Source organism: Neisseria sp. P0008.S010, from assembly GCF_051962715.1.
Taxonomy (GTDB): domain Bacteria; phylum Pseudomonadota; class Gammaproteobacteria; order Burkholderiales; family Neisseriaceae; genus Neisseria; species Neisseria elongata.
This window is the reverse complement of the sequence record NZ_JBQCVA010000296.1, coordinates 1-270: the sequence shown is the minus strand read 5'-3', so window position 1 is coordinate 270 and position 270 is coordinate 1. Positions and strand designations below refer to the sequence as shown.

Sequence of the window (270 nt, the reverse complement as noted above, 5' to 3'; positions counted from 1 at the left end):
CTACCAGGGTATCTAATCCTGTTTGCTCCCCACGCTTTCGCGTCTCAGCGTCAGTCACGTCCCAGCGAGCTGCCTTCGCTATAGGTGTTCCTCCTGATATCTGCGCATTCCACCGCTACACCAGGAATTCCACTCGCCTCTTCCGGACTCTAGCCCGACAGTATCCACCGGCATCCCAGGGTTGAGCCCTGGACTTTCACAGCGGACTTATCGGGCCGCCTACGCGCGCTTTACGCCCAATGATTCCGGACAACGCTCGCCCCCTACGTA

Annotated in this window: 1 rRNA gene; it reads right to left on the bottom strand. The window is 58.9% G+C overall.

Features of this window, described 5'->3' with window-relative positions:
* Positions 1 to 270, bottom strand: a 16S ribosomal RNA gene (locus ACTHSL_RS13665); the annotation flags it as partial.